Below are 26,827 nucleotides of genomic sequence, written 5' to 3'. Positions count from 1 at the left end.
ATGGGCAACCGTCGCACGCAGCCTTGGTGCAGGCGGCGTCACGACTGGCCGTGCCTCATCAGGATGCGGCTCTCGGGCTTGCTGATCGCGTGGTTCGCGGTGGAGGCATAGTCGGCGGGTGTGACGGTCATCCGCGGTACGGCCAGGCGGTCGGAGCCCCAAGCGTCAATCTGCGCGACGAGGTCCCGTGCGAGCTCCTCGGCCCGCGGACCACAGGCAGCCGCGCCGAGGCGGAACGGGCGCTCTGCCTCGGCGCCCTCGCGCGTGATGGTCAGATAGGCCAGGGAGTTGCCCTCGACGAGGGCGGGGCTGCGGACGGGGACGGCGGGCATGCGGAGCAGTTCCTGTTCCAGGGCCCTCGGGGTGACTTCCAGTCGGCACACGCGGTCGTCGCCGGCCGTGGCGCGCAGCCACACCCCATCGAACGGCTCCTCGCCGCCGACCCGCTGGGCGAAGGGCACCTCGAGGGCGGACTTGCCCGTTTGCCGGGTGGCGGCCAGGCCGTTGGGGTCGACGTTCTGGTCCTCGTCGTAGTGCACGCGGAGGGTGTCGTCCGTGTTGAGGGGTGAGGTCTTCTCGCCGTTCTGCCCGATGACCGGGACGAATCCGCACAGCTCCATGCCGTCGGAGACCAGTTGGTCGCCGCGGCGGGTCAGCGCGACCGATCGGGTCTGTCCGCGCCAGCGCAGCGGCAGGACCAGGCGGCCGCCGTCCTTCAACTGGTCCCACCAGGCGGCGGGGATGTCCCAGACGCCGACCGCGGCGATGATCCCGTCGTACGGGGCGTTCTCGGGCGCGCCGAGCAGTCCGTCGCGTTCGATCACGGTGACGTGCTCGTAGCCGGTGGCGTTGAGGCGGGTTCGGGCGTGCAGGGCGACGTCGGGGTCGATGTCGACGGTCGTGACGCTGCCATGGTTGGCGATCTCGGCCAGGAAGGCGGCGGTGTAGCCGGTGCCCGCCCTGATCTCGAGGACATCGTCGGCCGCGCGGGCGTCGAGCTGCTCGAGCATCACGGCGACGACGGACGGCACGGAAGCGCAGGACAGTGGCAGGGGCTTGCCGGGGTTGTCCTTGATGGTCACGGCCTGGTCCGTGTAGGCGTTCTCGAGCTCGAGGCCGGGCAGGAAGGCGTCTCGGGGCACGGTGCGCATGGCCCGTTCCACGGTGGCGGGTACGCGCCGCTCGGCGAGGATTGCGTCGACGAGCCGGTTGCGGAGCTGGTCGGCCGTAGGGGTCTGGCTCACTGTCACATCGCTTTCATGGGGTGAGGAGTAGGCAGGTCTCCCACTCCGGATCAACGGGGCGGGCGGTGGTCAGGGTGTGCAGCGTGAGGAGCACGCCGGGGGCGCCGGTGAGCAGTCCGGTGTGCTCGGGCGCCGGATGGTGCCGGGTCCCGGTGGTGAGGCGGTCTCGCAGCGCAGGCAGGGCGTGGCGGAGGTCCGGCCGTGCCGCGTCGGCGGCAATGCGTTCGGTGGTGAGCACGAGCCCCGCCCCCCTGTGGCAGAGCGATGTGTCGGTGATCTGCCTGGTGTGCCGGGCCTACGGCACCCCCGGCATCGCACGCGCCCTGCAGCTCGCCGCCGTCGCCCTCAACGACAACACCGCGCGCCGCCTCGCCGAGGGAGTCCACGTCAGGCCACTCATCCGGACGGGCCCCGACGGGTAGGCCGGCGGCGTGCAGGACCAGCACGTAGCCGTGCCTGCGATAGAAGTTTCGGCTCATCAGCCGGTGTCCCTCCGGGAGGTACGCGGTGGTGCGGACACGGCATGCGTGCCCGCCCCACCGCAGGTCGGGTCAGCTCGAGATACAGGACGATGCGCAGGTGCTCTTGCAGCCGTCACCTCACCCGAGTCGCAGGCCTCGATGATCGGGACCGGCGACCTGGTGACGGTGGTGGTCAGCTCCCAGTCGACGGGGAAACCCTCGTCGTCGGGCTCGATCGGCTGCTGGGGCTGAGAGAGCGTGTTCAACACGGGTTGCTCCTTCGGTAGTTGGACCACCCCCGAGAGAGATGGTGGAGAGGCCCAGGGCCCCTGCTGAGGGCTGCTGGTCTTCGGCGCAGCCGACAGCGCAGGTGTCCCGCGCCGGAATGGATCGCTGGAGCCTGCCCGGGGCCGTGCGGGGATCGCCGAGTCCGACTCCGGAGGCGGTAACCGTCACGGGCGCGGCCAGCGAGCTTTCACCATCAACGGCGTCACGTACGGCGCTATCGGTCGGTCTGGACGTACAGGCCGCCGAGCACAGGCTTCATGCAGCGCGCTCCAGTTCGGTGAGGAGCTCGGCCAAGCTGAGCAGCCGGAAGGCGCCAATCCTGCGAACCATCTGCGACGCGAGAATGGTCGGCATCAGCGGATGGCCATATGGGACCGGCCCGGCGGGACGCTCCACGACCTGCACGCTTCCGTCGCGGACGCCGTAGCCGACGCCGTTCACCCCGATCACCGGGTGCGGGCAATCACCGTTTCGGGCGCCGGAGAAACAGGTGATGGAAAAGGTGCGCGTTTTGCGGAACCTTTGCCCGGGGGCGGGCGTTGGGCCAGTGAGCGCGCGGGAGCGGGTTCGCGAGATGACTTCCGACGATGACCGAGGTGACTCAATGGCAGTCTGGGACAAGCTCAAGGACCAGGCCAAGGCTCTTCAGCAGAATCAGGGCGGGCGTGGCGCCACCGGTGGGCGGAGCGGGGGGACGAGGTCCGGCGGTGGCAGCAAGGCCCAGCTGATCGGTGTGCTGAAGACGCAGCTCGGCTCGCTGAAGACCGAGTTGAAGAGTGGTGCCTACCGGGACGCGAGCATGGCGGTGTGCGCGCTGGTCGCGGCGGCCGACGGGCAGGTGGATCCGGCCGAGCGGCAGCAGGTCGAGTCGATGATCCTCAGCAACGATGTGCTCCAGAACTTCCCGCCGGAGCAGCTGCGGGAGCGTTTCAACAAGCATGTCGACCAGCTCACGATGAACTTCCAGCACGGCAAGGCCGAGGCCATGCAGGAGGTCGCCAAGGCCGCCAAGAAGCCCACCGAGGCCCGGGCCGTGATCCAGACCGGCATGGTCATCGCCGGTGCCGACGGCCACTTCTCTCAGGCAGAGGCGACGGTCCTGCGCGAGGCCTGCGCGACGCTGGGGCTGTCCCCGGCCGAATTCCAGCTCTGAGTCCCGGTTCTGATTCGACCCTTGGTTCCGCTCTGATCAGCGATCCGGCTAGGGCCTGTGTGAGGTCGTGATCCATGTCGGGTTTTGATCCCTTGCGGGGCAAGGCTCGGCACGCCCCGTGCGGCGCCGTGGTCGGGGGTCGCACTCGGCGTGGTCGACCTCATGGTCGGGGCGAGCACGCGGGCTCAGCGGCGGCGGAGTTCCTCAGCCCAGTTCTGAAGCGGTCCTTCGAGGACCAGGTTGTCTCCGCGGGCCACGGTCTGGAGCAGCTGGGCGCACACGGTCGCTTCAGCGGCGAGGCCGGCCGGACTGCCCAGCACGGGGAAGGCGGTACGGACGCGGGCGGCAGTGTCCGGCTGGAGCAGCGAGTAGGCGTAGAGCGTGGCGGCGTCGAACCCCTCCGGGGCCGTGCCCCGTCCTTCCCAGTCCGGCAGGCGCAGCGGTTCGGTGAGGTTCGCCCAGTGCACGTCCGCATGGGCTGTCGTCCAGCGGGAGAGGGCCGGTGCCGTCCGGTCACCCGGCAGCAGGCGATCGAGGCACTGCGCCAGCAGGTACCGGCGTGCGTCCGCTGCCGGCCGGACACGGCTCTGGGCATCTTGGACTGCTCCTGCGGCCTTGTTCCGCGGCCGACCGCCACCGGGTGCCCCAGGCGACGACGCTACAGAGGGCTGCGGCCAGTGATGGCCCCGCCAGGGTCGTCCAGCAAGGCGATGCGGGCGCTGATGCGCTTGCCGACCGGCTCCCGCTGGATTTCGAAGCCCTGGGCGACGGCCATCACGATCTCGAGCCCATGCTGCCCCACCCGTCCGGCGTCCGCGGCCCGGGCCACCGGCAGCACCGGATGGGAGTCCCACACCACCACCTCGACCATGTCGCCCACGATGCTCAGGTCCATCAGCACCGGGCCGGGCGCGTACTTGCGGGCGTTGGTGACCAGCTCGCTCACCACCAGCTGCGTCAGGTCCAGCGCACGCTGCGAGACTGGCAGGCCCTGTTCGGTCTGGGCCCGGGTGAGGAACTGCGTTGCCAGGTGACGGGCCTGGGCGATGACCGTGCCGTCACCTTCCAGGGCCACCGTGGTCTGCATGGCCTGCTCGCCTGGTGCGGTGCCGTCCTCATCCACAGGGGCTGATTCCATTACGGCCCGCTTTCGCTACCCCGTTCACACCCCCGCGCGTACCCGCGCCCGCGCGGCACACGCTCCACTCTCCTGCGCCGGCTCCCCATCGGCACAGCAGCATCGCCCGGACGTGCAGGGCAGCACCTCGGGCAGAAGGTCTTGGTGTGCCAGTATCACCGAATGGCCGAGGGACGAAGGACAGACACCGGGCAAGCCGAACAGGTCGGCGGGCTGTCGGTCGTGACCACCGCGACGGGCGGCGTGCGCGTGATGGCACTGGCCGGGGAGATCGACCACCACACCGGCGGCCAGCTGAGCCGCGCCCTGGACGTCGCCGGCGCAGAGCGGCCCCGCATCGTGATCGACATGCGCCAGGTCACCTGCATGGACTCCACCGGCATCAACATCCTCATCGCCGCCTACCAGGCCGTCACCGAAGTCGGCGGCTGGCTCCGCCTGGCCGGACCCATCGACTCCGTCCTGCGAGTCCTGCAACTCGTCGGCGTCGACGACATCGTCGAATGCCACCCCACCCTCCACGAAGCCCTGGCCGCCTGAGCCGCTCAGACACCATCACCAGCACCCGGGGGGCTGACGGGACACGGGGAAGGCATCCGGACATGTCCTGGAGGCTGCCCAAGCCCATGCTCGCCACGGCCGTGAACAGCCCTGACCTAACGCCGGGCTGGGCGGCCGAGCCGAAGTGGGACGGTTCTGCGGACACCTCGTGATGTCTCATTCGGTGAGGTCCCCGGGCACCCTGGCAGCGGGGCGATGTAAGAACTCAGGTTTGCGAGGAAGGGCGAGGTGCGAGAGTCGCGCACCGGTCGCCTTGCCCCGTCCAGGAGAGCGCCCGGGTCACCGCTCCTGCTTTGTGCGGCTTGCTGAAGCCTGCTGAGTGGCCGCGCCGGAGCTGACCTGCCGCAGGGTCTGCTGGGGGCCGTGCCAGTCCAGGCACATCACGGTTGCGTCATCCGCGAGCTGGCCACCGGCGGCGTCCCGGACAGCGGACGTCAGCGCCAGCGCAGCCTCCCGCGGGTGCAGATCGCGGGTGCGCTTCAGCAAGGCGGGCAGGTCGACCTTCTCCCCATGACGTTCGAGCATGCCATCGGTCAGCATGAGCAGACGGTCACCCGGGCGTAGGTCGATGTCCTGGACGCGGTAGGGGTGCGGCACGGACACGGACAGCCCGAAGGGGTGGTCCACCTCGCAGTTGATCGCTTCCGCAGTACCGTCGCGCATGCGTAGTGGCCAGGGGTGTCCGGCGTTAACGAGCTGGGCACGACCGGTGTGGAGGTTGATGCGCAGCAGTTGCCCGGTGGCGTGACCGTGGCCGTGGTCGGCCAGGGCCTGGTCGGCCCGGTGGGCCTGCTCGGCGAGGCCGGCTCCTGCTCGACGGGCGCCACGCAGGGCGCTCACCAGCACTGTGGCGGCCAAGGCAGAATCGATGTCGTGGCCCATTGGGTCGGTAATCGACACGTGCAGGAAGTCGCGGTCCAGCGCGTAGTCGAAGGTGTCGCCGCTGAGGTCTTCGGAGGGCTCCAAGTGCCCGCACAAGGTGAACTGCGCTGCCTCGCACGACAGTGACGGGGGCAGCATCTGGTACTGGATTTCGGCGGCCAGTGTGGGAGGCCGGGAGCGTTTGCCCCAGGTGTAGAGGTCGGTGAAGCGTCCGTTGGCGATCACCACGTATGCCAGGATGTGGGCGGTTTCTCCGACCTCGTCGAGAACCTCGCCGCCAGGATCGGCGGGTAGGAGCAGCTCCAGCAGCCCGATGGCGTCCCCCCGGTTGGTGACCGGCACGATTACCCGTTGTCCCTGGCCGCTGGCCTCCTGATACAGCCGCTGGGTGCAGATCACCTGCTCGTAGACGCTGCCGAACATCGGAATCCGCTCCGCTTCCCGCCCACCCTCCACCCCGGTGGCCGTAGCCAGCCGCGCCACCGCCTTCCCCGTCAGGTCCACGATGAGGAACGACACCTCCGTGGCTCCGAAACGCCGCCGCAGGTCCTCAGCGACCACCGCGACGGCATCCACCGGCGCTGCCCTCTCCACCGCGGTCAGCAGCTGGGAAAGGCCACTCTGCCTACCGCTCACGGCCACGGCCCCTTCCACCAGCCCCTTCTACAGCTTGGGGACCGGCACGGCAGGCGTCAATCCGTGCGTGATCACGTCCAGCGGCAAGCCGTACGTACACGCGTACACGGAGACGAATCGCCCTGGTTTCTGTTTGAGGGCGCCGTCGGGTCGCGCAACTCGACGAGGCGCTGAGGTATTCGGTCCTACTTCCGCAACCGCAGGTTCCAGTCATTTCGACGGGCCGCTGTCTCATGAGACACGGCAAAGTCTGGAGAACGACGGCTACCGTGTCCAGCTCGCCGTGCACGCTGACCGGCGGGTGCTGCTGCGCTCCAGGCAGGACACGGATATGACCGGCTCGTTCCCCTGATCCGGACTGTGGCCCTCACACAGCTACCGGCGGGCACCGGCCTGGACGGCGAACTGGTCGTGTGGGAAAAGGGCCGACTCGAGTTCGAGCGGCTGCAGCAGCGTCTCGCCCGGCGCGGGACCGGTGCAGCTGAGGCGGCGCGTCAGTGGCCAGTGCACTACGTTACTGGAGTACGCACGGGTTCCGGACTGGTGGATGAGGGCCTGAGCGAGGGAAGGCGACAGGTGGGCAACCCTTGTTCGAGGCGTCCCACGGCGGCGTGAGATTTCTGCAATCACTCGCAGATTCCAGGAGCAACGCTCGTAATCTGCCGGTTCATGGGGGAATCCGAAACCCGTTCCCTGCCTCCTGTCCGTGAGTCGGCCAGTCTGGCGGAGGTCTTCTCTCTCCACACCTATCGGTCGAGCCGCTCGGGGCAGCGGGATGAGCGGTCGTACTTCTTCGACACGCTGGCCGAGTACCAGTGGGCGAGGGATGCTGCCGGGCTGATGCCAGCCTCGATCGATCAGCTGGTCAAACCGGTGATCGAGGTGTGCGAGCACTACAACGTCGTGCCGTGGCAACTCACCCCGGCGGCCTTGGACCGGTACTTCGCCGGTCCGGGCAAGCGGGCTCGCTCAACGGTCCGCGCGAAGATCAACAAGATCGACGCGTATTTCGCGTTCCTTGAGCAGCGGTACGCCGGGGAGATCCACCGGCTGTTCGGCTCGGTGGTGGAGTCGCCGGTCGACCTGTTCAACCGGCCGCGTCACCGCGGTGACTTCGGGCTGCGGGTGCCGCCTTCACAGCGGGCGATGCGGGAGTTCTTCGCCGCGTGGCGAAATGCGCTGCCTCAGGCCCGCAAGGAGGCGGTGGCGTGCAGGGACTACGTCATGGGGAAGATCGCCTACCTGTCCGGGGTACGGGCTGCGGAGCTGTGCGGTGTGGCACTCGGGGACGTGCACTGGGAGTCGGGGCGCTGGGGCCGGTTCGTGGTTCAGGGCAAGGGCGCGCGGGGGTCAGGGCCCCGGCCGCGGGAGGCGTTCCTGTTTGCGGAGGGGCGCGAGCTGCTGTGGTGGTACGTGGAGGAGGTCCGTGGGCTGTTCCGGGATGACCCGGAGCACCCTGCGGCGCCCTTGTTTCCTTCCGAGCGGCTGCCGAAGCCGGTGGCGGCGCTGAACATGCCCATCGCGCCGGCGGTGGTCCCGGCGACGTTCCGCCGGGCGCTGAAGACGGCGTCGCGGTTGTATCTGCCCGGGCCGGTGATTGAGCTGTTTCCGCATCTGCTGCGGCACGCGTGCGCCACCCACAACTACGAGCGTGGGATGACGCTGTGGGAGGTACAGCGGCTGCTTGGGCACTTCTGGACGACTACGACGGTGAATTACCTGGCGACGGCCCAGGCCGATCCGGAGCAGGCGGATCGCTGGCGGGCGTCGGCGGCGCGGGCCGGGCAGCGGCTGGTCGCGGATAGGGGGAGTTTGCGGTGAAGTGGAATCTGCGCTGGGCGGCCGCCAAGCGTGACATCTGGCGGCCGGTCGATCTGCAGGCGGCGTTCGCGAAGGTGGGGTTCACGCCGTCGCTGAGCAAGGTCGCCGCCTTGTGGGGTGGCACGCCGGTGACGGTGCGGCTGGACGACCTGGACAAGATCTGTGCGGCACTTCAGTGCACCGTGGCAGACCTGTTGGAGGCCGAGCCCGTAGCCGCCGCGCAGAACTTGGAGGAACAGGATCGGGTAGTCGGCGGCGAGGCGGGTCCGGTGCGCCCGGTGCCAAGGCGGGAGGGTCCGCGTCGGCTGCGGCCGCCGAACTGATGGCGGTGGCCATGAGGGTAGTTCGGCAATGCCGGCTGTGTCTGGACTGGGGCGTACCCCGTCTGCGCGAGGGACTGTGCTGGAGCTGTTTCCACTGGCTCAAGCAGCGTCCCGGCCAGGCGGTTTGTGCCCGATGCCGTCGGACACGGCATGTGGATGGCGATGGCCTGTGCCGTCCGTGCGTGATCGCGGTACGGGAGGAGATCCGGTTGGGGATCGCTGCCGTCTTCCCGGCGCCGACCCAGCTGCACCTCTACGTACCGGGGCTCGGCCAGCAGGGCGGACGAAACCTCCCGCGCCCGCGCGGGGCAGCCAGCCCCTACCTTGGGCCGCACGCGGTACGGCGGCTGGTAGATGACCCGCGGATCTGCCCGGCGGCGATGCGCGGGCAGCAGACGCTGTTCCCCCTCCGTCGTCGCATCGAGCGCGAGCACGCCCGGCGGATCAGCGCCCGGACCTGGCCCGAGGAAGCAGCCCTCCACGCACTCGCCGAACAGCGGGCGGCGAAGGCAGGTTTGGCAGCGAACTGGCCGTACATGGTGATGCGGCTGATCCGGTGCGCGCTGGCGATCCGGGATACGGAGGGTGAGGCTTTGGTCGCACCAGAGATGCTCGACCAGGTGCGGCTGCCGCTAAAGGTGACCGCAGCCGAGATCCTCGCCGAGGCCGGTTTGCTGCGCCCCCGCACGGCTCCACCGCCCGCCTTGTGGCCGATAGGGGCATGCACGGACTGCGGGTGCTGGGGAATCACCAGGACTCGATGCGGCGGCTGCGGCGAGTGGCGGCACAATCCCAGCCTCTACCCGCCGGGCCGGTGTCCGCGCTGCTGCCGGGAGCACCTGCCTCTACACAAGGAGGGGCTATGCCGTGGCTGCCTGGCCTACGTGCGGGAGCGCGGCACGGAGCTGACTGCGGTGTCCTTCACACAGCTCGCCTTCGCCGGGGTGTTCGCGCACCAGCTGAAACGGCGGTCTGGCGAGCTGGGGTTCGTGGTGCACATGCGGTCCGGCCCCGTCAGCCGCGCACGTGATCGAGCCCGGACGACCCTGGCTTCCAAGGAACAAGTGACATCGGCGTTGATGCATCCTGGGCAGCTGACCCTGTTCACTATGCCTCGCACCTGGCAGCGTGAGCAGCACGCCACCACTGCCTTGTCCCCGCTGCCAGCCCCGGCGCAGAAGGTCTTGGACGCGTTTACCGCCGGGTATCCGAGGTCCTGGATTGGCGACAAGCACAGCGTGGTGGGCGGTGCGGCGCTGGTCCTGCATACCCTGTTGGCCCGGGTGGGGCCGCACGCGCCGATTCTTGAGCGGGATGTGCGCTCCCTGGCTGGGACGGTGGAGGCCGGCACCGCCGCGACCCGCTGCGTGATCTCGTTTCTCGACGGTCAAGAGCTGCTGGAGGAGGACGAACTCTTCGAGACCCCGGCCCAGTTGCTCACCGGTGTCCAGCGCCAGGTGCACCCTCGCGTCCCGGACTTGGGTACGGAGCGGAAGGACCGCCACGACGAACGGGCTCTGTACGAGCGGATCGCGCAGCTGCCCGAACCGATGGCTGACCAGGTACGAACCTGGGTGCGGGTCATGCGGGGCCGCGGACGGTTCCAGCATCCTCCGGTCGGCTACCGGCGCATCCGCCACTATCTGCGCATCGCCTGGCCCGCCCTGAACTCCTGGGCCGCGGCCGGGGCGCATCTGCGCCAGATCACCGCCGACGATGTCCGGGCTGAATTGGCCCGGCACCAGGGCAATGTCGCTCGCGGGCTGCTGAGCGTGCTACGCAGCATCTTCCGTGCCCTGAAGCAGGAGCAGCTGATCTTCCGTAATCCCACCGCCGGCATCCAGGCGTCCGCCGGAGTCCACTTGCCGTTGCCGCTGTCGAGCGACCGGCTGGCCGGGGTGCTGGACCGGCTGGATGGGCCAGCCTCTCGGCTCATCGTCGGCCTGGTCGCCATCCATGCCGTGCGCGCTGTGGAGGTCGCCCGCCTCGACCTGGCCGATGCCGACCTGGCCCGGCGGACGCTTGCGGTGCACCGCGGCGAGCACACCCATACCGTCTATCTCGACGACCTCAGCGCCCATCTCGTGGCCGACTGGCTGCGCGAGCGCAGACGCCGCTGGCCCCAGGCCACCAACCCGCACCTGATCATCACCACTCACTCCTACCGGCATCCGGCATCGCCGCAGCTCAGCTACTGTGCCCTGCGGTCCGCCTTCGACCAGGTCGAGCTGCTGCCCCGGCAGGTGTGGGCCGACCGCATCCTGTACGAGGCACAGGAGACCGCCGACCCGGTCCATCTCGTCCGGCTCTTTGGTATCCACCCCAATATCGCCGTCAAATACGTACACGCCGCACACCCGGACAAGGCCCTGCCAAAAATCCGCTGAACAGATGAACCAACTACCTCCCGCCCCTTCTGATGGCTGATGGCCGTCACGTTTTTCGCTCATCGCCGCCCTGGCAGCAGCTCCCGGTACAGCTGGTCGATCCGGTCTTGGTCGCCGAAGTCACGGTCGACGCGCCCTCGGACATGTCCGGACATGGGCGGCATCTAGTCTGCCTCGTGCGTCTTCGCGCCGATCTTGCGCCCACTGACACCCGCTCTTCGGCGATCAAGACTAGTCAGACCGACCGTGAGGTGGTCGCATCCCCGCCGTTCGCTGCACTCGCAGCACGCCAGTAAGCGAGGTTGTCGCGGGTGATCAACGTGTTTGGGTGGTCCGGGCCCAGCACCCGCAGTCGGTCCGCCAGCACATCTTCGAGCGCGGCTACTGCGCCGAGCGGATCCCCAGCCTCTCCCTGTACGAGGGCAAGACTATTGCGGGTGGTCAGCGTGAGGTGGTGGTCGGGGCCGAGTACCCGCAGAATATCGGGGAGCAGAGTCTCGAACGCGGCCACCGCGCCTGCTGCATCCCCAGTTCTTCCTCGCCAGTGGGCAAGGTTGTAGCGGGCGGTAAGAGTGCTGGGATGATCGGGTCCCAGCACCCGCAGTCGGTCCGCCAGCACCTCCTCGAATGCGGCCACCGCGCCGACCGGATCCCCGGCCCGTCCCCGCCATGAAGCGAGATTGCTGCGGACGACCATTGTTTGGGGGTGGTCGGGGCCGAGCACCCGCAGCATGTCGGGCAGCAGAGCCTCAAAGGCGGTAACCGCACCTTCTGCGTCCCCGGCCTCGCCCTGCCAGCGGGCGAGGTTGTTGCGAGTGAGTAGCGTGTGCAGATGGTCGGGACCGAGCACCCTCCGGGCGTCCGGGAGCAGCTTCGCATAGGCGGCTGCTGCACCGGCCGGGTCTCCGGCTATCCCTCGCCAGCGCGCGAGGTTGCCGCGAGTGGTAATGATGTCACGGTGGTGGGAGCCCAATACTCGCAGCTGGTCAACTAGCAGGAGTTTGTACGCGGCTTCCGCACCAGCCGGGTCTCCGGCCTCCCCCTGCCAGTGGGCAAGGTCGCTACGTGCAGTAAGGGTATCGCGATGGTCAGGCCCCAACAGGCGCAGCCGATCGGCCAGCACGCCCTCCAGTGCGGCCAGCGCGCCTCCCAACTGTCCAGACTCGCCCTGCCATCGGGCGAGGTGGAAGCGGGTGCGCAGCGTATCGGGGTGCTCTGGGCCGAACCGCCGCAATGATTGCTCAGCCATACGCGTGAAGTGCTGGGCCGCTGCATCCACTCCGCCGGCTGCGCCCAAGCTCTTGCCATGGATGTACAACACCTCATGGGCAGTGGGCTCCCAAAGCGTTCCCATCTCGACATCTGCTTCTTCAAGCGCGGCCGCATTTGCGCGCAGGCGCTGTGCGAGTGCTTGGGCGCCTCCAGTCTCAAGACTGTGCTCAGTGTCCTGCCACACCTCCACCAGTGCGTCCGCACCAGCCCGAACAGTTGCTGACGGGTCAGAGTCCGCCTCACGCACCGCTCGTTGGATGAGCTGGTGCATTCGCACCATGCGCTGCTCGCTCACCTCCCCGTCTGCACCATGCGCTGCGTCGATCGGTGCTTCAGCAGGGTTGATCAGGTTCAGCCGGTCCAGTACGGCAAGTGATGTGTGCATGTCCTCGGCGTCGACCTTCCGTATCGCGCCGTGGCCAGGGGTGCGGGCGGCCTGCAGGTAGGCCAACGCCGCTTCGCTCGCGGGCAGATGAGCCGGGATGCCTGATCCATCGAGGACGGACAGCAGTTGTAGTAGCGGTCGGGCCACGCCCGCGGGTTGCCGACTATCGGCCAGTGCGACTGACTCGTCCCACAGCGCCGCAACGGTGCGGCGCTGCTCGTCGGGCAGCCCGCCGATGTCCGGTGTGATCTCCCGCAGGTTCCTTGCCCGGTCCGCCAGCAAGTCCCGGTACGCGCGCACGCTGCGGCCGGTGTCCAGCAGGAACGCAGCCGCCTGCGCAAGAGCCAGCGGCAGGCGCCCGAGGTCTTCGGCAAGCCCCGCCAAATCCTGGTCGTCATCGGTGTGACTGGCCCGGCTGGGATCGTCCAATGCACGGCGCAGGTAGTTCAGGGCTTCGTCAGGGGTGAAGAGCCCGACGTGGATGAAGGTGCCGTGGTGAGTGAAGGCCGCCTCCCGGCTGCGGGTGGTCACAATCACCCGTCCGCGTCCCCCCGTGGATGGCCACCAGCCAGCCAGAACGCCGGGTTCCGGCACGTCGTCCAAAATCACCAGCCAGCGACGGGCGGTGGTCTGCGTCCAGGCCAGGAACCGGCGGGCGGCCTGCTCCTGTTCGTCGCCACCCCCGTTGCCTGCGGTGGGGGCGTCGAGGTCGGTAACGGCGGCAGCCTGCGCGAACGCGGAGATCACAGCTTGGCGGCTGCCTGCATCCACCCACACGAGCAGGTCCGCCCCGTCCACATTCTCGGCACTGCCTCCAGGGGTAGTGAGCCAGCCCGAGGCGCGGCGCACCGCAGTGGCATAGTGCGCGGCCAGCTGAGTCTTGCCGACTCCGCCGGTCCCTGCCACCACCTGCGCCCTGCTCCCAAGAGAGACCGAGTGCTGACCGAGAACGGCCTGCCGGCCACCGTCCAGGGCTCGGGCCAGAGTGTCCACCTCCGCGCGGTGCTGAAACAGTCCGCTAACTTGAGGGACCACCCCGACCTGCCGCGGCCAGTCCACCGTGGCGTCCCCAGCCTGCATCTCCTCGATCAGTGGCAGTCGGCCCAGCCCGCCATGGCGCTCCAGCAGATCCGTGAACCCCGGGTCCGTGAACAGCTCATCGACGGGTTCCGCGTATAGACGCCGCCACCCCAGTTTCGGCCCATCCTCCACCGCCACGCCCACCAGCCGGCCATGGCAGAACACCGCACTGCCCGATGCACCAGCCCACGGCCGCTCACCCCGACCACTAGTCGGCCACGCCCGCGTGTCCAGCACCCGCAGCCGGCCACCGGTGGCCACGGGTAGCAATTCTCCACGCAGATACTCGAACTCGGGCTCACCCGCCTCTCGCGCGAACAACGGAAAACCCGCACCCTCGTACCGCACCGGCTCCGTACCGCCTACCCTTCCCCAACGGACCGGCACCCCGTCGACCTCGACTGCCTCATGCAGCCACACCAGCGCCACGTCCGTACCTCCCGGCTCGGGTGGCTCTTGACGCGGATCAGGCCAGCACACCTCCGCGCTTCGCTCCACCGGCCCGTCCCCGTAGCGCGGATGTCCAACCCGCACAACCACGTGCGGCAAAAACCGGTTCTCCCCGTCCATCACGACATGTAAGGCGGTCAGCACTAGATGCGGGCCCACCAGGTACCCCGACCCCTGCGCTGACGGCGCAGCCGTCCACCCGGCCCGGATCAAGGCCACACGTGCAGGATCCATCTCACCGATCCCACGGCCGACGCGGCTGCATGGTCTCACTCTCCACTGGGCTGCCGCCCTGCGTCGGTTCCCCGGCATCTGATGCCCCTGGCTCCGGCATTGCGCTGTCGTCTGCGGTGAGCCCACCATCGCGCGAGCCCTGCTCGCTGTGGCGGATCCGAGCTCGCTGCCCCCCGACGGCTTCATCCAGGATGTTCAGCGTCAATGTCAACTTCTGCGTACTGGTGTGCTCGGCCCCTCCCCCACCCTCAACACCAGCTGGCCCAACCGACACCTTTACCTTGCCGGAGCCTTCTTTGCGGAACTGCACCGTCACCTCCAGCTCCGCCTTCTCCACTTCGAACTGAACCTGCTGCCCAGCCCCCGAGTCCTGCGCACGGTACAATTCCTCGCGCAGTTCCTTCAGTGCCTCCGACAGACTGATCGCCACAACAATCCCCTCCCCCCGGAACACCTCCGGGTGATCAAGCGACTTCAACCCAGCAGTGTGCCGCATCCCAGCGACTCAGTAGCTCAACATCGGGCGCTTACCGTGATCCAGTCCCGGCTGAGGCCGCGTTCCGGACCACACGAAGCGGTGCCCTGGTTTCAATCGCGCGCTGAGGCGTGTATCCGTGGCGAACTCACCAAGCCAGTCGGCGATCTGAGCAAAACGACACACAGGTTCGTCCAAGGACCCGTCCGAGAATCCGCGAACCCACGCGCTTCCGCCTTCGACCTGGTCCACCAAGGCGACACCGACCTGACCAGCTCGCCGTACGAGCGGCGGCGCACGGCGCTGGAGGCGCTGTTCGCCGACCATCGCCTGGAGGCACCGCTGACGTTGTGCCCGTCGACGACCGACCCAGCCGTGGCACGAGGGTGGCTGGAGTGGACGGCGGCCGGACTGAAGGGGCTGTGCTTCAAGCAACGTGTTCATCCCTGATCGGCCTCATGCTCTGGTCGACGTCCACGAACTGACGGCCGATTCATAGGGGACTGGGGTGTTCACCCGGCTGAGTGGCAATGGCCGACAACCGTCACGGAGTCGCCGCTCCAGTCGAAGCGGGCCGGGTTCAGGAGGCGCGGCGGGTGGCGGCCGGCCGATGATGCCGGGCCCGTACTTGTCGCGGATGCGGTCCATGGCGGCTTCGGCGGCCAGGCGGGCCTCGCGGGCGGTGTCCAGGCTGATCTGCTGGGCGACCTGGTCGGCGTCGACGAGGTCGTCGCCTTTCGGGGCGATGCCGGTGAGGCGGCCGCGTTGCAGGCCGACGGCGCCCATCAGCTGGTAGGCGAGGAGGCGCAGGTCGTCGTCGTGAGCGGACGGCTCGGTCAGGCGGCGCGTTTTCTCCCAGCCGGTGCCGCCGGCGAAGCGCAGGGTGAGGGTCAGGGCGCGGGCGGCCTGGCCGCGGCGGCGCAGCCCCCGCCCCAGCTGCACGACCAGTTCGAGGAGGCTGGCGCGGACGGTGGCGCCGTCCAGGGTATGGCGGTCGAAGGTGTGCCGGACGGTCGCGGAGGAGGGCAAGGCCCTGGGCACGACGGGGCGCGGGTCGATGCCGCAGGCCCGGTCGGTGGCCGTCCGGCCCGCTTTGCCGCCGAGCAGGCGCTGAATGGTGGCGGGTGAGATGGCGGCGAGCCTACCAACGGTATGGATGCCGTAGCCGTCGCCTGCGAGCTGTAGTCCTCGCTGCGGGCCTGTACGCCGATCACCGGCCAGGGCTCGCCGGTCAGCACCGGGTGCCGGAGCTCGGCCACCGGCTCCTCCGTGCCGCTGGGATCACAAAGGCGCAGGCACGTCAGACATGACGTCGCACGGGTATGTCAATATCTGTGCCCGCGGATTGAGATTTCAGCGGAACAGGCAGACAGATTATTTGCCGCAATAAGCCGAGAGGAATTCTCACCCCGCACTCGCCGCAGCGGTGTGCTACTGTCGATCTCAGTTGCAGTTGTGGTTCCCGAAACTTCGAGTGCTCCCAGTTGGCCATCGCGCCACTGGAAGCACTCTTGCGTATCCGGTTTTTTTCCGGGCGGGGTGATCATCGCGGCGACACGGCGTCTGCACGGTGCGGACTCCGATGCACTGCCCCAAAGGAGAAATGACATGGCTACTGGTACCGTGAAGTGGTTCAACGCGGAAAAGGGCTTCGGCTTCATCGAGCAGGACGGTGGCGGCGCTGACGTGTTCGCCCACTACTCGAACATCGCCGCTCAGGGATTCCGCGAGCTGCTGGAGGGCCAGAAGGTGAACTTCGACATCGCGCAGGGCCAGAAGGGCCCGACGGCTGAGAACATCGTTCTCGCCTGACGCTGACTGTCGCGTACTGGTAGCTGGGGCCCGCATCCCTTGGGGTGCGGGCCCCAGCTACATGCGTTTTCACAGCAGTTTGCCTGCGGAAGACAACCAGGACATCTGTAGGCTCACCGCACACAGATCGCCCTCCAGGTGAGTGCAGACGCACCCCTTCACAGCGCAGTGGACGCTACGAACATTGACCCTACATCGCGCCGCTTGATTCAGCGCTTGCAAATCCTGCGACGGTTAAAGCCGTTCGAGTGCAAGCCACCACCCCATCGGTTCATTCTTGCAATTCTCCGTGCGGCTCACCACTACGGGAATTCCTTGCTATGTGCCGTATCGAGGAAGGTTCCGTATGAACCGCACACGCAACAACGACCGATACGCCCGCACCCGTAATGGCAGTGCCGACTCCGGCAGGGGCGGCAGCCGCTTCGGTTCGCCGGCCCCGCGCCGGTCGACCGGCGCGAGCCGCTCAGGCGGTTACGGCCGTCGGCCCGCCGCCGTCCAGGGTGAGTTCGCGCTGCCCCGGACGATCACTCCCGCGCTTCCCGCCGTGGAGGGATTCGCCGATCTCGACATGCCCGGGGAACTGCTGGCCGCACTCGGCAAGCAGGGTGTGACCGCGCCGTTCCCAATCCAGGCCGCGACCCTGCCGAACTCCCTCGCCGGCCGCGACGTCCTCGGCCGGGGCCGCACCGGTTCCGGCAAGACCCTCGCCTTCGGGCTGGCCCTGCTCGCCCGCACCGCCGGGCGGCGCGCCGAGCCCAGGCAACCGCTGGGGCTGATCCTCGTACCGACGCGTGAACTGGCGCAGCAGGTCACCGATGCGCTCACCCCGTACGCCCGCTCCGTGAAGCTGCGTCTGGCCACCGTCGTGGGCGGGATGTCGATCGGCAGACAGGCGAACGCGCTGCGCGGTGGCGCCGAGGTCGTCGTCGCCACCCCGGGACGCCTCAAGGACCTCATCGACCGTGGCGACTGCCGGCTGAACCAGGTCTCCGTCACCGTCCTCGACGAGGCCGACCAGATGGCCGACATGGGCTTCATGCCGCAGGTCACCGCCCTTCTCGACCAGGTCCGCCCCGAAGGCCAGCGCATGCTGTTCTCCGCCACCCTCGACCGCAACGTCGACCTGCTCGTACGCCGCTACCTGACCGACCCCGTCGTGCACTCCGTCGACCCCTCGGCCGGCGCCGTCACGACGATGGAACACCACGTACTCCATGTCCACGGCGCCGACAAGCATGCCGCCACCACCGAGATCGCCGCCCGCGACGGCCGCGTGATCATGTTCCTGGACACCAAGCACGCCGTGGACCGGCTGACGCAGGACCTGCTGAGCAGCGGCGTACGGGCCGCCGCCCTGCACGGCGGAAAGTCCCAGCCTCAGCGCACCCGCACCCTGACGCAATTCAAGACCGGGCACGTCAACGTGCTGGTGGCGACCAATGTCGCGGCGCGCGGCATCCACGTCGACAACCTCGACCTCGTCGTCAACGTCGACCCGCCGACCGACCACAAGGACTACCTCCACCGCGGCGGCCGCACGGCCCGCGCCGGAGAGTCCGGCAGCGTCGTCACGCTCGTCACACCAAGCCAGCGCCGCGGCATGGTCCGCCTCATGGCGGACGCCGGGATCCGGCCTCAGACCACCCAGGTCAACCCGGGCGACGAGGCCCTCAGCCGGATCACCGGAGCGCAGACCCCGACCGGCATCCCGGTCGTCATCACCGCCCCGGTGGCCGAACGTCCCAAGAAGCGCGGCGCCACCTCTCGCGGCCGACGCCGCCCCGCCTCGGCAACCCGGCGTTCCGGCGCACTCCAGCCCACGGCCGCTGCGGCCGCATAGAACCGCCGTCGGTCCGAACACCGCCCGTCTGCGCAGGAGGCACCTTTTGACGCTGGGACAGTTGCAGGATCGCCCCGTAAGCCCTCGCCCATTGACCGGCACGGTGATCGACGTCATGGACGCGGCCGGCCCGCAGGTCTGGTACGACATGACCATCGAGGTGGCGCTGTCCGTGATAGCCGCCGCACGTGCGGAGCATCTGATCATCTGCGACGACGACGCCCGGTGCGTCGGCCTGGTCACCCAGGCCCGGCTCACCGCCGTCCGGGACAGCTCCGGATACACCGACCGGCTCCGCCTGGGTGACATCACCGACGATGGCGGGCCCTTCATCTCACCCTCGGCCACGAGGGAAGAAGCCGAGGACGCAATGCCTTTCGGGCGGCTCGGGCTGGTGCCCGTGGTCGACGAACACGGCAGCGCCCTGGGCGTCCTCGCTCTCTCCCGCTGAACCACCGCACGGCGGTCAGCCCCATTTCCTTTTGCCCGTGAGGCGCCATGCGCTGTGTCATTGCCCGCTTCCCGTTCGACCTGACCAAGAGCGGCGTACTGGAATCGATGAAGGGCATCAAACCCGAACCGGTCACCGGCGATTCCGTGATCATCGGACGACGCCACTACCCCCCCAAGCAGGTGGGCCAGGTCATCACCCGCCAGGACCGCCGCGACTTCAGCACCGGCGAAGTCCTCAGGGCCATGGCCCATCTCGGCTTCACCTGCCGCATCCTGCCCGAGACCACCCCCGCGCGCATCGAAAGTCCGTTGCAGCGGGCTTCCGCGATGCTCGGCGCCCCCCACCTGTCCGTCTGACCGACGCGACAGGCGCACGCCGACACCAGAACAGCAGTGAGGGCCCGGCCGGCGCGCGCCGGCCGGGCCCTCACTGCATACCGCACTCTCCGGTCGGTACAAGAGGCGACGGCCCCGTGACACAGGAGCGATTCCGCTGCTGGGGTCAGTAGACGGCGAGGGAAATGGCGATGTAGTGCGCGGTGAAGGCTGCCACGGTCAGAGCGTGGAACACCTCGTGGAAACCGAACCAGCGGGGCGAGGGATTGGGCCGCTGGACCGCGTACACCACCGCCCCGGCACTGTAGAGGAGACCACCGGTCACTATCAGGGTGACTACGGCCGCTCCACCGGCGTGCAGAAAGTCGGGCAGGTAACGCACCGGTGCCCACCCCAGGGCCAGGTAGCAGGGGGTGTACAGCCAGCGGGGAGCGTTGACCCACAGGACACGGAAGGCGACTCCGGCCAGCGCGCCCGTCCACACGATCCACAGCAGCAGAGCCTGCCGGTCAGATGAAAGGAGCACGGCCAAAGGCGTGCAGGTTCCCGCGATGATCAGGAAGATGTTGGCGTGGTCGAAGCGACGCAGAACGGCCTCGCCCAGCGGCCCCCAAGTACCCAGATGGTAGACGGCGCTCGTCCCGAACAGCAGCCAGGCAGTCACGGCGTACACAGCGCACGCCAGAACCGCCTGCCCGGTCCGGGCCAGGCAAACGAGGACAATGCCTGCGCTCAACGAAGCCGGGACCATCGCGGCGTGGAGCCAGCCACGCAGCCTCGGCTTGACCGGCTCCACCAGGTCCGCCGCCCACCCGGCAAGGTCGGCAACAGGACGAGAGTCATCCCCGACATCGCCACGGTGTGATCCGCCGAAGAGACCGGCTACAGCCTCCCCCTCCCCAACTCCCCGTACAGTCTCGCTCCTGCGGGGACCATCAAAAATCATCCGATCATGTTAGGGCCTGTATCGAAAGTGCTGGTCACAGCCACTCGTTGAGGACTGCGATCAGCACGGTCGCCTCGTAGCGGCGAGCTCGTATCTCGTGGCGACCGCGCGGTGGCGCTTGAGCCGGTTGATGCCGTCCTCGCTCGCGGTTGGGTGCGGGCGGCAACCTCGGGCACCACTCCGCCGAACCGAGCGTGCTCGTCCATGCTCGACTTGAGCGGTGCTCGCGGCGCTTTCGCATCACGGCCAGGCAGGGAAGCTCTCGACTCATCAGAACCACTGCCAGCCTCTACTCACTAGAGTCAGGGGCCTTGGAGAGTCAAGGGGGAGCTTCGTGACCTTAGCTGTGGGTTTCTTCGATCTGTTCACCTACGGGATACCAGGAGCACTGCACCTATCCTTGATCATTTACGTGCTCACACGCTTGCAGATCATCGATCTCACAAGTCTGGCCTCGGCACCGTCAGCGCTACAGGTGGTCGGAGTCGGCGTTGCCAGTTACCTGTTGGGGCATCTCGCCTATCCGCTGAGTGCCCTCCTGGACAAGGTGGCACCGCGTTGGAACTGGAGTGTCGAGGACGCTCGTCTTGATTTCGTGGCCAGAGTGCCCGAGTCCCGGGACCGAGCCTTCGTGCGCACTGACACATCTCTGCTGTTGGCTGCGGTGGAACTCCACGACAAGGAGGCAGCGGGCGAGATCACTCGGCTTCAAGGCGTCGCGTTGATGCTGCGGAACTCGGCCCTCGCCCTGGTGTTCGCGCTCTTCATCGCGGTGATCGAGATCGTCGTAGGATCCGATCGTGTGCTGGCGGGGTGCTGCGCGGCACTGCTACTCGTGAGCCTGACTGCAGCAGTCAGACACGGGCGCCGTGTGCGGCACTGGGACCGCCTGAAGACGTTGGAGCTGCTTCTGGATCCCAGACATCGACGACAGATTCAGCTCCAACCACCAGTGATCACAAGCGCGCATCCGCGGGCCTGAGGCTCCAACCTCAGAGCCTAGAGGCCTGCCCGAACCAGCCTTGCCGAAGGCCGAACTCCCATCGCCAGACCGGCATCGCCAGGCGGGAGCAGTACTGCCGTCAAGAACGCGCCACCCTTGCCCGCCTGCCACCGCTGGGTCAGTGAACGCCATGTAAGTCGGATGACCGACGAGGACACCTCGGTCGCCTTCGGCGAGCCCGTCCTTCACCACCTGCTCTGCACCCGGCAACGCACGCCAGGCAGGATGCCAACGACTCCTCCCTCGGTGATCTCGTGGACAGCCAGCAGACGCACCAGGCTGCGGAACGCGGCGCGCGGCCTCTTCCACCCTGAGCGGCCTCGACCTCGTCGCAGAGACCACTACCGCGCCTCCGCCCCAGGCAATTGACGCGTATAGGTGGCGCCATGCACCGGTGCGGGGTTCGTACGGCTGGTTCCGGTCATGGTCGACGCTCAGGAAAGCACTGGAGGATGATACGGGTTACCTGCGTTCGTACAGGTCAATCTTCCGGCATCTCGGCCCACACACGGGCGGCCATTGCCTCGGCCTCGTCCTGCGGTGTTCCCGCCCGCACCAAGATGATCCCGCGAGACTGGTCCGGGAACGTGACCTCCCGCATTGCCATACCCAACGGCCCCGTCGGATCGTCCGACATGGCACCTCCCAATCGGCAGCTGCCGCCCACGCTAAAGGGATGTCGCCCAAAAGACGAGGACCCTCGTCCAGACGGAGGACAGTCCCGGGTCGCGGACAGCATGGAATCACCTACCACCTGACGGACACCCAGCAGCATGAAGTCGGTTGCTGGGCTGATGAGTTGGAGTCGGTGTTCGCCCGGGTGGCGGGCCGGTTCGCTTGGGCTGATCTGCGGTGGCGGATGCGGGACTACGTCCGCGGTCTGCTGGGCCAGACTACAAGGAGGAACGGCTGGCAGCTCGCTGAATGGGCAGGCCACCGCACCTCCGACGGCTTCCAGCGGCTGTGGAAGGGGACCCTGGGTGCCCGGGCCGGGAGCCGGAGTCAGTCCGCGGTCTTCGTGAAGTCCAGGTCGGCATGGCGGACGGCGTGGGAGGCGGTGGAGACCGTGGCGCCGAGCATGCTGATGCAGCCGAAGAGGAGGAAGGTGGGGCCGGCGCCCCACCCTTCCACCACGAGGCCGAAGAGCGGGAACATCACTGGGGTGATGCCGACCGCGCTGAGCGCTTGGACGGAGGCGACCCGGCCCTGGAAGGCGAGGGCGGTGTTGGCCTGCATCAGGGCCAGGGCCAGACCGCCGCAGAGGCCGGAGACCAGGCCGGAAACGAGCGCCACGGCGACCGCGAGGGCGAGGTTCGGCATGACGCCGATCAGGCCGATGCCGGCGGAGGCGACGAGCAGGGCGATGTTGTGCCAGTGGCCGGCCCGAGGGAAGCGGCCGCGCACTACGAGCAGGAGCGAGGTCGTGCAGACGCCGGCGCTGAGGGCTGCGTTCACCCAGGCACCGCCGGAGGGGCCCCAGCCACGTTCCTCGGCGAGCACGATGACGCCGATCGCCATCGGCGGGATGCAGCCGAGCATGGAGAGCAGTCCGGAGAGGACGAGCGGGCCGACGACGGGCTCGTGGCGCAGGTAGACGATGCCGTCGACCAGGTCGCGGCGGGCAGTTGAGTCCGCGGCGGGCTGTTCCTCGGGCGGCAGCGGGGCGAGCCGGATCGCGACCAGGAGGAGCAGCGAGAAGGTGAAGAGGACGCCGGTCACGGCGAACGCGGCGGCGGGGCCGCCGAGTCCCATTGAGAACCCGGCGAGCGGCGGACCGGCGATGTGGCCGGACCGCTGCACCAGATTGCGCAGGCTCTGCAGCCGCATCAACTGGTCGCGGCCGGTGAGCCGGGGCGGCATCGCTCCGACCGCCGGCATGAACAGGGCGTCCACGACGCCGAAGACGAGGGCGAGCGCGACGAGCACCCAGAGGCCGGGCGTGCTGAACGCGAGCGCTGCGGCGGCCGCGAGGATCACCACAGCGCGGGCCGCGTCGGAGGAGATGACCACCCGACGCGGGCCGAACCGGTCGGCGATCACACCGCCGCCGAGCATGAGGATCGCCCGGGGTATCGCGCCGACCGCCATCACCAGGCCGACCTGGGCCGGTCCGGCCACCTTCTGCGCGGCCCAGCCAAGCGCCACGAAGTAGGCGGCGTCGCCGACCACGGAGAAGGTGTAGGCGATCAGCCAGCGCAGGACGTTGCCGTCCCGGTGCACCGGGGTGGAGGGGGTGACGGCCATGACGGGGACGGGCGGGGCCGCTTCGTCAATGGGTTCATCTGCTCGCGAGGTCACAAACGCGCATGATCTCCCACAACGTCGGCCCCTACAACGAAGTTTCCGGGCCGGATGCCATGACCCTCCGGCGGCGGACTGCGGCACCTCCCTGGTGACGTCCGAGGCAGGTCGCCCGCGCTCTCGCGCTCCGGGGCCGCCGCCGTCAGCCGCTACCAGCGGACAGGGATACTCCGGACGTCACGGATGAGGAGGCCGGGGATCTAGGGAAGCGGCGGTCACCCTCGCATCGTTCCTGCTCTGGGCAAGATCCGTTTGAAGACGGACCCTAGCCCGGACCGGGCGTAGCACATCGGCGCGGATGGCTGTCTCCTCGGTTACGGCACGAGCTTCCCGCCTGGCCTTTACCGACCGGCTGGCAGACGCGGTCTCAGCCGTCGGCCTGGTCCACAAGGCCGACGGGGTGCCTCTGCAGTTCCGCGTTGATGCGCCGTGCTTCTTCGAGCTGGTCCTCCAGGATGACGATGCGGCAGGCCGCCTCGACGGAGGTGCCCTGGTCGACGAGTTCGCGGGCGCGTGCTGCGATGCGCAACTGGTAGCGGCTATAGCGGCGGTGGCCGCCCTCCGAGCGGAGCGGCGTAATCAGCCGGGCCTCCCCGATGGCCCGCAGAAAGGCGGGGGTCGTGCCGAGTATCTCGGCCGCTCGCCCCATGGTGTAGGCGGGGTAATCGTCGTCGTCGAGACGGCCGTACGAATCGTCTGCTGTCATCTGCACCTCTCTGGAACGCATGGAGGGGCCCTGGTGCCATACGGCTCCAGGGCCCCGAAGGAACTACACCATCTGCCGACCCTGATACTGCGTCGGCCTTCTGTGTCCGCCCGCCCGGCCTGGATGCTGTCGGGGGCGCGGGGATCGCGGTTGCTTGACCGGAGACCACCTCACTATCGATGTCCTGCGGTACCCGGGCCAAGACTGCGCCCGGGCGATCCTGATGGCGCTTCGTTCCTCCGTTCTTCCCTCTGGTACTGCTCTACTACTGGTAACGCCGACGCCCTCATGGACCGGCTCCCCGAGAGCGAGCGGTCGGACACGTGACTGACGTACGGCGAGCAGAAGCACCACGTCCACCTCAGCCACGCCTTCACCACCCTCGGAGACACCCGCCTCGCCCGCATCAGCCAAGAGCGCGCCTTGGAGCTGTCCGCCCCGACCAGCACCATGACACGCACCTTGCTGAACATCGACGCGGCGGCGTGCTCCCATCACGACGCAATACCGAGCAGGCGTGCCGCCGTACGGTCGATGCCCTGACCGCGCTGCCCGTCCACTACCGCACCGGCCTGGTCCGCCGCCGCGCCCTGGACCTGTACGAGGCGATCCCCGCCCAGCACCCCCGCGAGCACGCCGTACGCGAGTTGCGAGACGTCCTGACGCCTGGTCGGCTGCGGCAAGGAGGCTGTTGATGCGGCGGGCGGACTCGTGGCCGGGCAGCGGGAGCTCGGTGTCGGGCTCGCGGAGGTAGCCGGCCCGGCCGTGACGGCCGTGGGGATGTAGGCCATGACGGTCAGTGCGTTGGCGTCCTCGCGTTCAGCCAAGGGCCGCAGCAGTTCGTCTCGGTCGGCCGGGAAGTTCGGGGAGCGAGTCGGTTCTCGCAGCCGCCCACCGCGCAGCATCGTCGAGGGGGCAGCGCCGATCTCGTCCGTTCCGAGAGGGGCCGCGTGTGGATCGATCTGCCATCCGGTCAGGGAGCGCAGCATGTCCCGGCACGGGGCCGCCCGGCCGCGGCGTCCACTGCGTCCACTGCGTCCACTGCGTCCACTGCGTCCACGGTTGGGCCAGTATCAGCTTCTCCGAGGCCGGTCTCCTCCTCTGCGTGACCCAGGTGCCGTGCGGCGTGTCGGTGCCGGTAGTCGCGCATGGCTTCCTCGCGCCAGGCGGCGAAGGTGGCGTCGCACAGCTGGTCACGGAATCGGCCGATTCCCATCCAGCGCAGTGCGGCCCCGGACCGGTCCAGGAGGAAGTAGGTCTCCCCGGGCCCGGTGGTGCCGGCCTCTGGTTCACCGGTTGGCACCGGTGTCCATCCCAGGGCGGTGACCGTGTCCATGGAACGCAGGTTTCCTAGGATGCCCGGCATCCGACGGGTCTGCTGCCCCAGGTTCAGGTGTTCCACCTGCAGCGGCCCGGTGTCGTCGCTCGCCTTCAGGGACATGCTCAGGTCCCCGCCCAACTGCCCGGCACGTCCCAGTACGACCTTCTCCTGCATCAGCACCTTGCCGGTGCCGTGCAGCCGGATCCGGGTCCTGCGGTGGGTGGCGATCTCGTCCGAGACCACGAACGGTTTGCCCGCCCAGGTCAGGACGGCTCCGTCGCCCACGGTGGCGTCGACCGTCCAGGACGACGGTGCCTCGCCTTCGTAGGCGACCGTGCCGGTCGTCTCCACGACGTCGAGCCAGGCGCCGGCAGCGACGTCCACCTCGATGCGGACGTCGTCGCCGGACAACAGCAGTGCCTGGGTGGCGAGCAGGCCCACCCTGGCTCCGTCCGCGTCCTGGTCCATGACCCGCACCGTGAGGTGCCCGGTCGTGTGGTGGACGCGGCTGCGGCTCCCCGTGGGGGCGACGCTCAGGCGGGTCGGGCCGGTCACGCGCTCTGCCCTGCATTCGCCGCCGCTTGGTAGTGCGCGTGGTCGGTGCCGTCGTCGTGGGTGTGCGGGTGACTGCCCTCGCCGTCCTGGTCGGCGTGGAAGTGCGGGGCCATGGGGCCGGGGTCGACGGGGGTGTGCTCGCCGGTGCGGTAGTGGGTGAGGGTGTCGCGGACCCAGCTGGTCAGCACCCGGATGGACGCTGCGTCGTGCCGGGACAGCGCCACCACCGGGGAGCCTCGGCGGGCTTCGCGGCCTTCGCGGGCCATGCGCTCGACGTCCACGCCCACGTAGGGGCCCAGGTCGGTCTTGTTGATCACGAGCAGGTCGGCGCGGGCGATGCCGGGGCCTCCCTTGCGTACGACGTCACCGCCGCCGGCGACGTCCAGGACGAACAGTTGGGCGTCCACCAGGGCCGGGGAGAAGGTCGCGGTGAGGTTGTCGCCGCCGGACTCGATGATGACCAGGTCCAGCGGGCCGAAGTCGGCTTCCAGGTCCTCGGCCGCCAGCAGGTTGGCGGTCACGTCGTCGCGGATCGCGGTGTGCGGGCACGCGCCCGTCTCCACCGGGCGGATCCGTTCGGGGTCCAGCACCCCGGCGCTCTTGAGGAAGCGTGCGTCCTCGTCGGTGTAGATGTCGTTCGTGATGACACCCAGGCGCAGTTCGCCGGAGAGTGCCTGGCACAGTGTCGCGATCAGCGAACTCTTACCGGTGCCGACGGGACCGGCTACGCCCAGACGCATGGCGCGGGTGGGGGCGGTGGT

General features: G+C 68.6%; 27 protein-coding genes and 2 pseudogenes. 13 read left to right on the top strand and 16 right to left on the bottom strand.

Going from position 1 to position 26,827, the window contains the following annotated elements; genetic code table 11:
- Positions 1 to 38 precede the first annotated feature (38 nt).
- Both fxlM and ACQY0Z_RS31920 read right to left on the bottom strand, forming a co-directional pair.
- Complete coding sequence (gene fxlM / locus ACQY0Z_RS31925) at positions 39 to 1,244, bottom strand: methyltransferase, FxLD system (protein ID WP_439813235.1); 1,206 nt, start codon at positions 1,242 to 1,244, stop codon at positions 39 to 41.
- A 13-nt stretch (positions 1,245 to 1,257) separates the two neighbouring features.
- Positions 1,258 to 1,482, bottom strand: coding sequence for a hypothetical protein (locus ACQY0Z_RS31920; RefSeq protein ID WP_437003066.1), 225 nt, complete (start codon positions 1,480 to 1,482; stop codon positions 1,258 to 1,260).
- On the opposite strand from ACQY0Z_RS31920, the gene ACQY0Z_RS31915 reads away from it, so the two are divergent.
- Complete coding sequence (locus ACQY0Z_RS31915) at positions 1,475 to 1,666, top strand: hypothetical protein (RefSeq protein ID WP_439813234.1); 192 nt, start codon at positions 1,475 to 1,477, stop codon at positions 1,664 to 1,666. The genes ACQY0Z_RS31920 and ACQY0Z_RS31915 overlap by 8 nt on opposite strands.
- Positions 1,667 to 2,248: 582 nt before the next feature.
- On the opposite strand, the gene ACQY0Z_RS31910 is transcribed toward ACQY0Z_RS31915, so the two are convergent.
- Positions 2,249 to 2,434, bottom strand: a complete 186-nt coding sequence (locus tag ACQY0Z_RS31910; protein ID WP_439813233.1) for a hypothetical protein — start codon at positions 2,432 to 2,434, stop codon at positions 2,249 to 2,251.
- 163 nt (positions 2,435 to 2,597) lie between these two features.
- On the opposite strand from ACQY0Z_RS31910, the gene ACQY0Z_RS31905 reads away from it, so the two are divergent.
- Positions 2,598 to 3,146 carry a TerB family tellurite resistance protein gene (locus tag ACQY0Z_RS31905; RefSeq protein WP_019524906.1) on the top strand — a complete coding sequence of 183 codons (549 nt, stop codon included), beginning with the start codon at positions 2,598 to 2,600 and terminating at the stop codon, positions 3,144 to 3,146.
- Positions 3,147 to 3,331: 185 nt separating this feature from the next.
- Here ACQY0Z_RS31905 and ACQY0Z_RS31900 read toward each other — a convergent pair whose 3' ends face one another.
- A complete protein-coding gene (locus tag ACQY0Z_RS31900) occupies positions 3,332 to 3,613 on the bottom strand; it encodes a hypothetical protein (RefSeq protein WP_439813232.1) in 282 nt (93 codons plus the stop codon).
- Between the two features lie 6 nt (positions 3,614 to 3,619).
- Here ACQY0Z_RS31900 and ACQY0Z_RS31895 point away from each other — a divergent pair.
- Positions 3,620 to 3,679, top strand: a pseudogene (locus ACQY0Z_RS31895) (hypothetical protein); the annotation flags it as partial.
- 125 nt (positions 3,680 to 3,804) lie between these two features.
- On the opposite strand, the gene ACQY0Z_RS31890 reads toward ACQY0Z_RS31895, so the two are convergent.
- Positions 3,805 to 4,284, bottom strand: coding sequence for an ATP-binding protein (locus ACQY0Z_RS31890; RefSeq protein WP_026243836.1), 480 nt, complete (start codon positions 4,282 to 4,284; stop codon positions 3,805 to 3,807).
- A 162-nt stretch (positions 4,285 to 4,446) separates the two neighbouring features.
- On the opposite strand from ACQY0Z_RS31890, the gene ACQY0Z_RS31885 reads away from it, so the two are divergent.
- Positions 4,447 to 4,824 (top strand): anti-sigma factor antagonist, encoded by a 378-nt coding sequence (locus ACQY0Z_RS31885; RefSeq protein ID WP_019524903.1) that lies wholly within the window; start codon positions 4,447 to 4,449, stop codon positions 4,822 to 4,824.
- A 300-nt stretch (positions 4,825 to 5,124) separates the two neighbouring features.
- Here ACQY0Z_RS31885 and ACQY0Z_RS31880 read toward each other — a convergent pair whose 3' ends face one another.
- Positions 5,125 to 6,363, bottom strand: a complete 1,239-nt coding sequence (locus tag ACQY0Z_RS31880; protein WP_439813231.1) for a PP2C family protein-serine/threonine phosphatase — start codon at positions 6,361 to 6,363, stop codon at positions 5,125 to 5,127.
- 669 nt (positions 6,364 to 7,032) lie between these two features.
- Here ACQY0Z_RS31880 and ACQY0Z_RS31875 point away from each other — a divergent pair.
- The 3 genes from ACQY0Z_RS31875 (at position 7,033) to ACQY0Z_RS31865 (ending at position 10,894) form a co-directional block, all read left to right on the top strand.
- Positions 7,033 to 8,184 carry a tyrosine-type recombinase/integrase gene (locus tag ACQY0Z_RS31875; RefSeq protein ID WP_439813230.1) on the top strand — a complete coding sequence of 384 codons (1,152 nt, stop codon included), beginning with the start codon at positions 7,033 to 7,035 and terminating at the stop codon, positions 8,182 to 8,184.
- Positions 8,181 to 8,507, top strand: a complete 327-nt coding sequence (locus ACQY0Z_RS31870) for a helix-turn-helix domain-containing protein (RefSeq protein WP_439813229.1) — start codon at positions 8,181 to 8,183, stop codon at positions 8,505 to 8,507. The genes ACQY0Z_RS31875 and ACQY0Z_RS31870 overlap by 4 nt, the downstream gene beginning before the upstream one ends.
- A gap of 182 nt (positions 8,508 to 8,689) precedes the next feature.
- On the top strand, positions 8,690 to 10,894 hold the full coding sequence (locus tag ACQY0Z_RS31865; RefSeq protein ID WP_439813228.1) for a site-specific integrase: 2,205 nt from the start codon (positions 8,690 to 8,692) through the stop codon (positions 10,892 to 10,894).
- A 235-nt stretch (positions 10,895 to 11,129) separates the two neighbouring features.
- On the opposite strand, the gene ACQY0Z_RS31860 is transcribed toward ACQY0Z_RS31865, so the two are convergent.
- The 3 genes from ACQY0Z_RS31860 to ACQY0Z_RS31850 form a co-directional block, all read right to left on the bottom strand.
- Positions 11,130 to 14,060: a tetratricopeptide repeat protein gene (locus ACQY0Z_RS31860; protein ID WP_439813227.1), complete on the bottom strand. Its 2,931-nt coding sequence runs from the start codon at positions 14,058 to 14,060 to the stop codon at positions 11,130 to 11,132.
- A gap of 256 nt (positions 14,061 to 14,316) precedes the next feature.
- Positions 14,317 to 14,793 carry a trypco2 family protein gene (locus ACQY0Z_RS31855; RefSeq protein ID WP_439813226.1) on the bottom strand — a complete coding sequence of 159 codons (477 nt, stop codon included), beginning with the start codon at positions 14,791 to 14,793 and terminating at the stop codon, positions 14,317 to 14,319.
- Between the two features lie 453 nt (positions 14,794 to 15,246).
- Entirely contained in the window at positions 15,247 to 15,831 is a 585-nt protein-coding gene (locus ACQY0Z_RS31850; protein WP_439813225.1) for a DinB/UmuC family translesion DNA polymerase, read from the bottom strand.
- A 567-nt stretch (positions 15,832 to 16,398) separates the two neighbouring features.
- Between ACQY0Z_RS31850 and ACQY0Z_RS31845 the strand changes: the two genes are divergently transcribed.
- The 4 genes from ACQY0Z_RS31845 (at position 16,399) to ACQY0Z_RS31830 (ending at position 19,255) form a co-directional block, all read left to right on the top strand.
- A complete protein-coding gene (locus ACQY0Z_RS31845; RefSeq protein ID WP_003974279.1) occupies positions 16,399 to 16,602 on the top strand; it encodes a cold-shock protein in 204 nt (67 codons plus the stop codon).
- 346 nt (positions 16,603 to 16,948) lie between these two features.
- Positions 16,949 to 18,445, top strand: a complete 1,497-nt coding sequence (locus ACQY0Z_RS31840; protein ID WP_439813224.1) for a DEAD/DEAH box helicase — start codon at positions 16,949 to 16,951, stop codon at positions 18,443 to 18,445.
- 46 nt (positions 18,446 to 18,491) lie between these two features.
- Positions 18,492 to 18,896, top strand: coding sequence for a CBS domain-containing protein (locus tag ACQY0Z_RS31835; protein WP_215188984.1), 405 nt, complete (start codon positions 18,492 to 18,494; stop codon positions 18,894 to 18,896).
- 47 nt (positions 18,897 to 18,943) lie between these two features.
- Positions 18,944 to 19,255: an SCO5918 family protein gene (locus ACQY0Z_RS31830; RefSeq protein WP_439813223.1), complete on the top strand. Its 312-nt coding sequence runs from the start codon at positions 18,944 to 18,946 to the stop codon at positions 19,253 to 19,255.
- 145 nt (positions 19,256 to 19,400) lie between these two features.
- Here the strand turns inward: ACQY0Z_RS31830 and trhA are convergent, their stop codons facing one another.
- Positions 19,401 to 20,030, bottom strand: coding sequence for a PAQR family membrane homeostasis protein TrhA (gene trhA / locus ACQY0Z_RS31825; RefSeq protein WP_439813222.1), 630 nt, complete (start codon positions 20,028 to 20,030; stop codon positions 19,401 to 19,403).
- Between the two features lie 484 nt (positions 20,031 to 20,514).
- Between trhA and ACQY0Z_RS31820 the strand changes: the two genes are divergently transcribed.
- A complete protein-coding gene (locus ACQY0Z_RS31820) occupies positions 20,515 to 21,162 on the top strand; it encodes a hypothetical protein (RefSeq protein WP_439813221.1) in 648 nt (215 codons plus the stop codon).
- Between the two features lie 502 nt (positions 21,163 to 21,664).
- On the opposite strand, the gene ACQY0Z_RS31815 is transcribed toward ACQY0Z_RS31820, so the two are convergent.
- A complete protein-coding gene (locus ACQY0Z_RS31815) occupies positions 21,665 to 21,820 on the bottom strand; it encodes a hypothetical protein (protein WP_019522970.1) in 156 nt (51 codons plus the stop codon).
- Positions 21,821 to 21,937: 117 nt separating this feature from the next.
- Between ACQY0Z_RS31815 and ACQY0Z_RS31810 the strand changes: the two are divergent.
- Positions 21,938 to 22,147 (top strand): annotated as a pseudogene (locus tag ACQY0Z_RS31810) (IS701 family transposase); the annotation flags it as partial.
- A 38-nt stretch (positions 22,148 to 22,185) separates the two neighbouring features.
- Here ACQY0Z_RS31810 and ACQY0Z_RS31805 read toward each other — a convergent pair.
- The 5 genes from ACQY0Z_RS31805 to ureG form a co-directional block, all read right to left on the bottom strand.
- Positions 22,186 to 23,427, bottom strand: a complete 1,242-nt coding sequence (locus ACQY0Z_RS31805; protein ID WP_439813220.1) for an MFS transporter — start codon at positions 23,425 to 23,427, stop codon at positions 22,186 to 22,188.
- 424 nt (positions 23,428 to 23,851) lie between these two features.
- Complete coding sequence (locus tag ACQY0Z_RS31800) at positions 23,852 to 24,190, bottom strand: MerR family transcriptional regulator (protein ID WP_215188398.1); 339 nt, start codon at positions 24,188 to 24,190, stop codon at positions 23,852 to 23,854.
- Between the two features lie 494 nt (positions 24,191 to 24,684).
- The gene (locus tag ACQY0Z_RS31795; protein ID WP_439813219.1) at positions 24,685 to 25,179 is read right to left on the bottom strand and encodes a hypothetical protein; all 495 of its coding nucleotides are present in this window, start codon (positions 25,177 to 25,179) and stop codon (positions 24,685 to 24,687) included.
- Entirely contained in the window at positions 25,164 to 26,066 is a 903-nt protein-coding gene (locus ACQY0Z_RS31790; protein WP_439813218.1) for an urease accessory protein UreD, read from the bottom strand. Before ACQY0Z_RS31790 ends, ACQY0Z_RS31795 begins: the two co-directional genes overlap by 16 nt.
- Positions 26,063 to 26,806, bottom strand: coding sequence for an urease accessory protein UreG (gene ureG, locus ACQY0Z_RS31785; RefSeq protein ID WP_439813396.1), 744 nt, complete (start codon positions 26,804 to 26,806; stop codon positions 26,063 to 26,065). The genes ACQY0Z_RS31790 and ureG overlap by 4 nt, the downstream gene beginning before the upstream one ends.
- Positions 26,807 to 26,827 lie beyond the last annotated feature (21 nt).

Source organism: Streptomyces sp. P9-2 (genome assembly GCF_051903975.1).
Classification (GTDB): domain Bacteria; phylum Actinomycetota; class Actinomycetes; order Streptomycetales; family Streptomycetaceae; genus Streptomyces; species Streptomyces cellulosae.
This window is presented reverse-complemented; position numbering and strand designations above follow the sequence as displayed.